9 protein-coding genes are annotated in these 8,944 nt (G+C 62.3%); 7 read left to right on the forward strand and 2 right to left on the reverse strand.

Annotated elements, in window-relative coordinates; all coding sequences use genetic code 11:
- Positions 1-716, forward strand: a 716-nt coding sequence (locus EOD15_RS22230; RefSeq protein WP_127408824.1) for a phosphatase PAP2 family protein, incomplete at its 5' end; no start/stop codon positions are given.
- 11 nt (positions 717-727) lie between these two features.
- On the opposite strand, the gene EOD15_RS22235 is transcribed toward EOD15_RS22230, so the two are convergent.
- Complete coding sequence (locus EOD15_RS22235; protein ID WP_127319484.1) at positions 728-1,378, reverse strand: FMN-binding negative transcriptional regulator; 651 nt, start codon at positions 1,376-1,378, stop codon at positions 728-730.
- A gap of 21 nt (positions 1,379-1,399) precedes the next feature.
- Complete coding sequence (locus EOD15_RS22240; protein ID WP_023669128.1) at positions 1,400-2,074, reverse strand: alpha/beta hydrolase; 675 nt, start codon at positions 2,072-2,074, stop codon at positions 1,400-1,402.
- 236 nt (positions 2,075-2,310) lie between these two features.
- On the opposite strand from EOD15_RS22240, the gene EOD15_RS22245 reads away from it, so the two are divergent.
- From EOD15_RS22245 to EOD15_RS22270, 6 genes are all read left to right on the forward strand, one after another.
- The gene (locus EOD15_RS22245; RefSeq protein WP_127381277.1) at positions 2,311-3,474 is read left to right on the forward strand and encodes a cysteine desulfurase family protein; all 1,164 of its coding nucleotides are present in this window, start codon (positions 2,311-2,313) and stop codon (positions 3,472-3,474) included.
- Positions 3,475-3,661: 187 nt separating this feature from the next.
- Complete coding sequence (gene sufB / locus EOD15_RS22250; RefSeq protein WP_127319478.1) at positions 3,662-5,179, forward strand: Fe-S cluster assembly protein SufB; 1,518 nt, start codon at positions 3,662-3,664, stop codon at positions 5,177-5,179.
- Positions 5,180-5,206: 27 nt separating this feature from the next.
- Positions 5,207-5,962 (forward strand): Fe-S cluster assembly ATPase SufC, encoded by a 756-nt coding sequence (gene sufC, locus EOD15_RS22255; protein WP_023810312.1) that lies wholly within the window; start codon positions 5,207-5,209, stop codon positions 5,960-5,962.
- A 19-nt stretch (positions 5,963-5,981) separates the two neighbouring features.
- Entirely contained in the window at positions 5,982-7,250 is a 1,269-nt protein-coding gene (gene sufD / locus EOD15_RS22260) for a Fe-S cluster assembly protein SufD (RefSeq protein ID WP_127319476.1), read from the forward strand.
- 4 nt (positions 7,251-7,254) lie between these two features.
- Positions 7,255-8,499 (forward strand): cysteine desulfurase, encoded by a 1,245-nt coding sequence (locus EOD15_RS22265; protein WP_127319474.1) that lies wholly within the window; start codon positions 7,255-7,257, stop codon positions 8,497-8,499.
- 22 nt (positions 8,500-8,521) lie between these two features.
- The gene (locus EOD15_RS22270) at positions 8,522-8,914 is read left to right on the forward strand and encodes an SUF system Fe-S cluster assembly protein (RefSeq protein ID WP_127329623.1); all 393 of its coding nucleotides are present in this window, start codon (positions 8,522-8,524) and stop codon (positions 8,912-8,914) included.
- Positions 8,915-8,944: the final 30 nt, after the last annotated feature.

An 8,944-nucleotide genomic window follows, 5' to 3' on the forward strand; every position in this document is an offset into this window, starting at 1 on the left:
CGGCCAGATACCCGAACGTTTTGTGGTCGGTCTGGGTGCTGGACTGGGTTTTGCTGACGGCGGCAGCGTTTGTTCGTCTCGACACCCCGGCCGGAATGCTTCACGGCAAGTGGTCGGCGGGATTTGCCCGGACTGCCGACTTTTTCACCCAGTTCGGCCTGGGTGGCTGGTATCTCATTCCCTCAGTGCTTCTGCTTGTCGCCGCGAACCTGACGGATTGGCGAAGCCTCTCCCGGCGCTCGCTGATGCTGCTCTACAACTGGACCTGCCTGGCTTTTCTGGTGCTGTGCGCCACCGGCCTGTCGGGGATCGCCGTCAATGTGCTGAAATATGCCATTGGCCGGGCTCGCCCCCTCTATTACGAGGACTTTGGCGTGCTGACCCTGCACCCCTTCGCTTTCGATGCGCGCTTCGCCGGCTTTCCGTCCGGCCATGGTACGACGATGGGCGCGGTGTTCGGGGTCGCTTTGCTGTTGTTTCCGCGGCGCTGGTACATCGCCCTGGCGATCACCGCTTGTATCGCCTCGACCCGTATCTTCGTTGGCGCGCACTATCCCAGCGACACCGTCGCCGGCTTCGGCCTTGGCTGCGGCTTCGCGCTTGCCTGCGGGCTGGTCTTTGCCCGGCTCGGCTTCATTTTCCGGCCGATGCCGTCGGGACTGCCGGTCTGCAAGAGAACGTTTCGGCTGATCGGACCGACAAGGAAGGCTGCCTGAGCATTCGAAGTTCAGTTGCCGTCCAGTCCGCCATAGGATCTGACCAGGCCGGCCATGCCGGGCGACTGGTGGTCTTCGCTTTCCAGCCCCTGTGCAACGCCGACGCGATCGGCGACCGGCCGGTTCTGGCTGACCTTCCACTTGCCGTGGATTTCGCTGATCTCGATTTCCAGCCCGATAATGCCCTTGATCTGCGACTGGATGAAGGGCTCCGGCGCATCGGTCACCGCCCAGGGCGCGGCGCGGGCGCCTTCCTGGGAGACGGTCAGATCGGCGATCTGCTGCGCCAGCCAGTCCTGGTCATCCATCACCTTGACGGTGCCGCGGACCTGCACGATGGCGTAATTCCAGGTAGGCACCACCTTGCCGGTCTCGCGCTTGGTCTCGTACCAGGACGGCGTCACATAGGCATCGCTGCCCTGGAAGACGATCAGTACGGGTGAAGCCGGATTGTCGGCCAGCAGGCGCCATTGCGGGTTGGCCCGCGCCAGATGGGCGCGCAGCCTGCCGTTAGGCCCGATTTCCGCGTCAAGCAGGAACGGGACAGCGTTGGCGACCGGCCCATCGGGCCCGTTGGAAACCAACAGGCCCAGCGGATGCGTCCGGATCAGCCCGTGCAGGATTTCCGGCCGCGTTTCCCTGAAATGAGGAGGTTCGTACATCGCCGTCCGTTCTTTCCTTGTTTATCTCAGCCGCTTCGGACGCGGATCCGACAATTCGCCGGCCAGCCGGCGGTCGAGATAGTCGGCGCATTCCTCGAGCAGCAGGTCGGCATCGTTGGCGAAGAAATGGTTGGCGCCGGGCAACGTCTTTTGCGTGATGGTGATGCCCTTCTGCGTGTGCAGTTTGTCGACAAGGCCCTGCACATCCTTCGGCGGCGCCACCTTGTCGGCATCGCCATGGATGATCAGGCCCGATGACGGGCAGGGCGCCAGGAACGAGAAATCATAGGTGTTGGGCTGCGGCGCGATCGAAATGAAGCCTTCGATCTCCGGCCGGCGCATCAGAAGCTGCATGCCGATCCAGGAGCCGAAGGAGTAGCCGGCGACCCAGCAGCTCTTGGAATCGGGATGCAGCGACTGCACCCAGTCCAAAGCGGCGGCCGCGTCCGACAGCTCGCCGGTGCCATGGTCGAACTCGCCCTGGCTGCGGCCGATGCCGCGGAAATTGAAGCGAAGCGTGGTGAAATCCCGCTTCTGGAACATGTAGAAGAGGTCGTAGACGATCTTGTTGTTCATCGTGCCGCCGAATTGCGGGTGCGGGTGCAGGACGATGGCAATCGGCGCGCTCTTTTCCTTGGAAGGCTGATAGCGACCCTCCAGGCGGCCGGCAGGACCGGTGAAAATGACCTCAGGCATAAAATACTCCACTTGGTAATACGAACGCGCGGTGCCTGGAACGTTTCCTCTGGCCTTGACGCAGGGCGAGCGTCTTCTTAGAAGCTAGTTTAGAATTGTTCAAAACTGAGTGGCAAGACATCGAGCCCGGCCACCCGCGCCGCAAGCCGCGTAAATAGGACGGCTCGCCTTGGAATTTCAAGGAAATAACGCCATACGACAGCGGAATGGCTTCTGACGGGATTTGACGGACGAAAATGGCCGGAATACGCGCCTATCTCGACTACAATGCCAGTGCGCCGCTGCTTGCCGTGGCCCGCGAGGCTATGGTCGCGGCCCTTGACGTCGCGGCCAATCCGTCATCGGTTCACGCCGAGGGGCGCGCGGCCCGCCGCCTGATCGAGACCGCCAGGCGTGACGTGGCGGCGCTAGTCAACGCCAAGGCGGAGCATGTCGTGTTCACCTCCGGTGCCACGGAAGCAGCCTCGACGCTGCTGTCACCCGACTGGCAGATGGGGCGCGGCACGGTGCGTATGAGCCGGCTTTACGTGTCGGAGGCCGATCATCCCTGCCTGTTGAACGGCGGACGGTTCCCCGCAGCGCAGGTGACGCGGATCGGCGTCGACGCCAACGGCATCGCCGACCTCGGCGCCTTGGCGTCGGCGCTCGGCGGTCACGACAAGAGCGAAGGCCTGCCGCTGGTCGCCATCCACGCCGCCAACAACGAAACCGGCGTCATCCAGCCGATCGATCGCATCGCCGGGATCGTCAAGGCGGCGGGCGGCATCCTCATTGTCGACGCCGTGCAGGCCGCAGGGCGTGTTTCGACCGATCTATCAACGGGTTACGCCGATTATCTGATACTGTCCTCGCACAAGATCGGTGGTCCCAAGGGCGTCGGCGCCATCGTCGCGGCTTCCGATTTGATGATGCCGAAGCCGTTGATCAATGGCGGCGGCCAGGAAAAGGGCCATCGCGGCGGCACTGAAAATCTCGCTGCCATTGCCGGTTTTGGCGCGGCCGCCCGCGAGGCCCTAGAGGGATTGCCGGCCATGGATGCGGTGCGCCAGCGCCGCGACGAGATCGAGGCCATCGTCAAATCGCTGGTGCCGGACGCGGAAATCTTCGGAACCGGTGCGCCAAGGCTTGCCAATACGGCATTCTTCGCTATTGCGGGCGTCAAAGCCGAAACCGCGCAGATCGCCTTCGATCTGGCCGGTGTAGCGCTGTCGGCTGGCTCTGCCTGCTCGTCTGGCAAGGTCGGACCGAGCCATGTGCTGAAAGCCATGGGATACGGCGACAGTCTCGGCGCCTTGCGGGTGTCCATCGGACCCGCGACCGGCGCGGAAGACATCGAGCTGTTTCGCGTCGCACTGGCGGGAATTACCGCACGTAGGGCGGATAGAGAACGGGCCGCGTAGCGGTTGGACGAATTTGGGCCTTTCGGCCTGGTAGAGCCGTGCGTTTCATGCTGGCCGGGTGAATTCCCGGTCGAAGCGCACTATATTAAACTTACGCTGCCGCGAGCACCTCTTCGGGGTTCGTTTTTGGCGGTGCCATAGTTTGAAAACTGTCGGGCCTTGACCCCGGCGTGGATGGAGAACGCATATGCCTGCTGTGCAGGACACGATCGATCGGGTCCGAAAGATCGACGTCGACCAATACAAATACGGATTCCAGACCGAAATCGCGATGGACAAGGCCCCCAAGGGCCTCAGCGAAGACATCATCCGTTTCATTTCGGCCAAGAAGGATGAGCCGTCCTGGATGCTGGAATGGCGTCTGGAAGCGTATCGCCGCTGGCTGACGCTTGACGAGCCGACCTGGGCGCGCGTCCACTATCCGAAGATCGATTTCCAGGACATCTATTTCTACGCGGCGCCCAAGAGCACGCCCGGCCCGACCTCGCTCAGCGATGTCGATCCCGAACTGTTGAAAGTCTACGAAAAGCTTGGCATTCCGCTGCGGGAGCAGGAAATCCTTGCCGGCGTGCAGAAGACCGACGCCTCGGAGCTCGAGGAAGTCAGCGATAACGTCTACAAATCGGGCCGCGTCGCTGTCGACGCCGTGTTCGATTCCGTCTCCGTCGTCACCACCTTCAAGAAGGAACTGGCGCAGGCCGGCGTCATCTTCTGCTCGATCTCGGAAGCCATCCGCGAGCATCCGGAGCTGGTGAAGAAATATCTCGGTTCGGTCGTGCCGACCTCCGACAATTACTACGCCACGCTGAATTCGGCTGTGTTCACCGACGGCTCGTTCGTCTTCGTGCCCAAGGGCGTGCGCTGCCCGATGGAGCTGTCGACCTATTTCCGCATGAACGAGAAGAACACCGGCCAGTTCGAGCGCACGCTGATCATTGCCGAGGAGGGGGCTTACGTCTCCTATCTCGAGGGCTGCACGGCGCCGCAGCGCGACGAGAACCAGTTGCATGCCGCCGTCGTCGAACTGGTGGCGCTCGACGATGCCGAGATCAAATATTCGACGGTGCAGAACTGGTACCCCGGCGACGCCGAGGGCAAGGGCGGCATCTACAATTTCGTCACCAAGCGCGGCGACTGCCGTGGCGACCGCTCCAAGATTTCATGGACGCAGGTCGAGACCGGTTCGGCGATCACCTGGAAATATCCGAGCTGCATCCTGCGCGGTGACGATTCCCAAGGTGAGTTTTATTCGATCGCCGTGTCGAACGGCTACCAGCAGGTCGACAGCGGCACCAAGATGATCCATCTCGGCAAGAACACGTCGAGCCGCATCATCTCCAAGGGCATCGCCGCCGGCTTCTCGCAGAACACCTATCGCGGCCAGGTCTCGGCGCACCGCAAGGCGACCAACGCCCGCAACTTCACCAACTGCGACAGTCTGCTGATCGGCGACCAGTGCGGCGCGCACACCGTGCCCTACATGGAAGCCAAGAACTCGACGGCGCAGTTCGAGCATGAAGCGACGACGTCGAAGATTTCCGAGGACCAGAAATTCTATGTCATGCAGCGCGGTATCCCTGAAGAGGAAGCGATCGCGCTGATCGTCAACGGCTTCGTCAAGGACGTCATCCAGCAACTGCCGATGGAGTTCGCGGTCGAGGCGCAGAAGCTGATCGGGATTAGCCTTGAGGGCTCGGTCGGCTGACCGGATATATATTCAGGAAACGAAAAAATGCTTGAAATCAGAAATTTGCACGCCCGTATCGTCGATGACGGCACCGAAATCATCCGCGGCCTGAACCTGACGGTGAAAGCCGGCGAGGTCGCCGCGATCATGGGGCCGAACGGGTCGGGCAAGTCGACGCTGTCCTACATCCTTGCCGGCCGCGAGGACTATGAAGTCACCGAGGGCGACATCCTCTACAACGGTCAGTCGATCCTCGAAATGGATCCGGCCGAGCGCGCCACGTCAGGCATTTTCCTCGCCTTCCAGTATCCGATGGAGATACCGGGCGTTGCCACCATGGAATTCCTGAAGGTGGCGATGAACGAGCAGCGCAAGGCGCGTGGCGAGGAGCCGCTGAAGATCCCGGAATTCCTCAAGCGCGTGAAGGAAGCCGCCGCCTCGCTCAGCATGGATATGGCGATGCTCAAGCGGCCGCTCAATGTCGGCTTCTCCGGCGGCGAGAAGAAGCGGGCAGAGATCCTGCAGATGAAGCTGCTGGAGCCGAAACTGTGCGTGCTCGACGAGACCGATTCCGGCCTCGACATCGATGCGCTGAAGATCGTGTCCGACGGCGTCAACGCGCTGCGCGCGCCGGACCGGGCGTTCCTGGTCATCACCCACTACCAGCGCCTGCTTGAGCACATCGTGCCCGACACCGTGCACGTGCTCTACAAGGGTCAGGTCATCAAGTCAGGCGACAAGTCGCTGGCGCTCGACCTGGAAGCCAACGGCTATGCCGGCGTGATCGGCGAAGCAGCGTGAGATGCCAGAGGGCAGTTTGATGAATATGCACGCACAACCCCAGCGGACACCGGCCGAAACAGCGTTGATCGACGCCTTCGGCGACCGGTTGTCGCTGCTGCCGGGCGACGGCGCGGTGATGCTGAAGCGCGACGACGCCATCGAGACGATCAAGCACGGCCTGCCGACGCGGCGCGTCGAATCCTGGCACTACACCGACCTGCGCCGGTTGCTGAATACCGTGCCGGACTTCGACCCAGCAGCCATGGCCAAAGCCATCGCCCCGATCGTCGACGGTTCCACCGTGGTGTCGATCCTGAACGGCAAGTCCGACGCCAAAGTGCCGGTTCTTGAAGGCGTCTCTTTCCAGCGCCTGTCGGAAAAGCTGGTCGACGGCAGCGCAGCACCTGGGCTCGACCCCTATGGCAGCGACGATGCCATTGGCGCGCTGAACACGGCTTTTGTCGCCGACGGGTATTTTGTCGACATCGCCGATGGTGTGGAACTTGAAAAGCCGGTCGAGCTGCAGAACCTGCAGGCCGGCGGCCAGACCCATGTGCGCCTGACCGTTCGCGTCGGCGCCGGCGCAAAGGCCGTCATCGTCGAACGGCAGACGGGTGATGGCGCTGCCTTGGGCAGCTCGGTCAGCCAGATCGTGCTCGACGAGGGCGCCGAGGTGACGTGGCTGATCGTCCAGGAGCAGCCGGAAACGGCGACGCATCTGGCGCAGTTCAAGGCCCATATCGGCAAGAATGCGAAACTGACACTGTTCGTCATGAACGCCGGGGGCAAGCTCGTGCGCCAGGAGATCATGGTCAGGACGACTGGCGAAGGCGCCGATTTCAAGCTTCGCGGCATCAACCTCTTGGCCGGCGACACCCACACCGACGTGACCATGGTTCTCGACCATGCCGTGCCGCACACGACCTCGACGGAGATCGTCCGCAACGTGGTGACGGGCAAGGCGCGCGGTGTGTTCCAGGGCCGCATCAACGTCCATCAATATGCGCAGAAGACCAACGCGAAGATGGCCTGCAACACGCTGTTGCTGTCGGACGACGGCGAATTCTCGACCAAGCCCGAGCTTGAAATCTTCGCCGACGACGTGATTTGCGGCCATGGCGCGACGGTCACCGAAATCGACCACAACCATCTGTTCTACCTGATGGCGCGCGGCGTCGACGAGAAAAGCGCGCGGGGCCTGCTTGTGAAGGCCTTCGTCGCGGAGGTGATCGAGGAACTGGACGACGAGGCGATCGTCGAGGCGCTGGAAGCGCGGCTCGACGGCTGGTTCGCGGCACACGGGTGATCTGATGAACGCGCCGGGCAAGATCGGAGATTTCTACGACGTCGAAGCGATCCGCCGCGATTTCCCGATCCTGTCGCGGGAAGTCTATGGCAAGAAGCTGGTCTATCTCGACAATGGCGCCTCGGCACAGAAGCCGCAGGCGGTGCTCGACGCCATCCAGCACGCCTACAGCCAAGAATACGCCAACGTCCATCGCGGCCTGCATTTTCTGTCGAACGCCGCGACCGACGCCTACGAAAAGGCCCGAGAGACGGTGCGCCGCTTCCTAAACGCGCCGAGCACCGACAACATCATCTTCACCTCGAACACGACTTCGGCCATCAACACGGTCGCCTATGGCTATGGCATGCCCAACATCGGCGAGGGCGACGAGATCGTGCTGTCGATCATGGAGCACCACTCCAACATCGTCCCGTGGCATTTCATCCGCGAGCGGCAGGGCGCCAAACTGGTCTGGGTGCCGGTCGACGATCTCGGCGTTTTCCACATCGAGGAATTCGAGAAGCGGCTGACCGAGCGCACCAAACTGGTCGCCATTACCCACATGTCGAACGCGCTTGGCACTGTGACGCCGATCAAGGAGATCGTGCGCATTGCGCATGCGCGCGGAATTCCGGTGCTGGTCGACGGCAGTCAGAGCGCTGTCCATATGCCTATCGACGTGCAGGATCTCGACTGCGACTTTTTCGTCTTCACCGGGCACAAGGTTTATGGCCCGTCGGGCATCGGCGTGCTCTACGGCAAGAAGGACATTCTCGCTGGCATGCGGCCCTTCATGGGCGGCGGCGAGATGATCGAGGAGGTGACGGAAGACATCGTCACCTACAACGAGCCGCCGCACCGCTTCGAGGCCGGCACGCCGCCGATCGTCCAGGCGATCGGGCTGGGTGCCGCGCTCGACTATATGGAAACGATCGGTCGCGAGCGCATTGCAGCCCATGAGGAAGACCTCAAGAACTACGCGCATGAGCGGCTGCGCTCCATCAATTCGCTGCGCATCTTCGGCGATGCGCCCGGCAAGGGCGCCATCATCTCGTTCGAACTGCAAGGCATTCATGCGCATGACGTGTCGATGGTGATAGACAGGCAGGGCGTTGCTGTCCGCGCCGGCACCCATTGCGCCCAGCCGCTGTTGAAACGGTTCGGCGTAACCTCCACATGCAGGGCATCGTTCGGCATGTACAATACCAGGGCCGAAGTCGACGCTTTGGCCGAGGCGCTTGAAAAAGCGCGCAAATTCTTCGGATGACGAGTTTTTTTGGGTGACGACCATGGATGATGCAAGCATCGCTGCCGAGACCACTCCGGAAACCGCACCCAATGCGCTGGTTTCGGGATCGGCCATTCCAGCCGACGAACTGGCGCGGCTGACCGACGACATCGTTTCGGCGCTGAAGACGGTCTACGATCCGGAAATCCCGGCCGACATCTACGAACTGGGCCTGATCTACAAGATCGACATCGAGGACGACCGCTCGGTCAAGATCGACATGACGCTGACCGCGCCCGGCTGCCCGGTTGCCGGCGAAATGCCGGGCTGGGTCGAAAATGCCGTCGGCGCGGTTGAGGGCGTTTCCGGCGTCGAGGTCAACATGACCTTCGACCCGCCATGGTCGGCCGACCGCATGTCGGAAGAGGCGCAGGTGGCGGTGGGCTGGTACTAGCGTCAAGCCTGGCACACTTGCGCGAGGGAT

The organism is Mesorhizobium sp. M7A.T.Ca.US.000.02.2.1 (assembly GCF_003996995.1).
Taxonomy (GTDB): domain Bacteria; phylum Pseudomonadota; class Alphaproteobacteria; order Rhizobiales; family Rhizobiaceae; genus Mesorhizobium.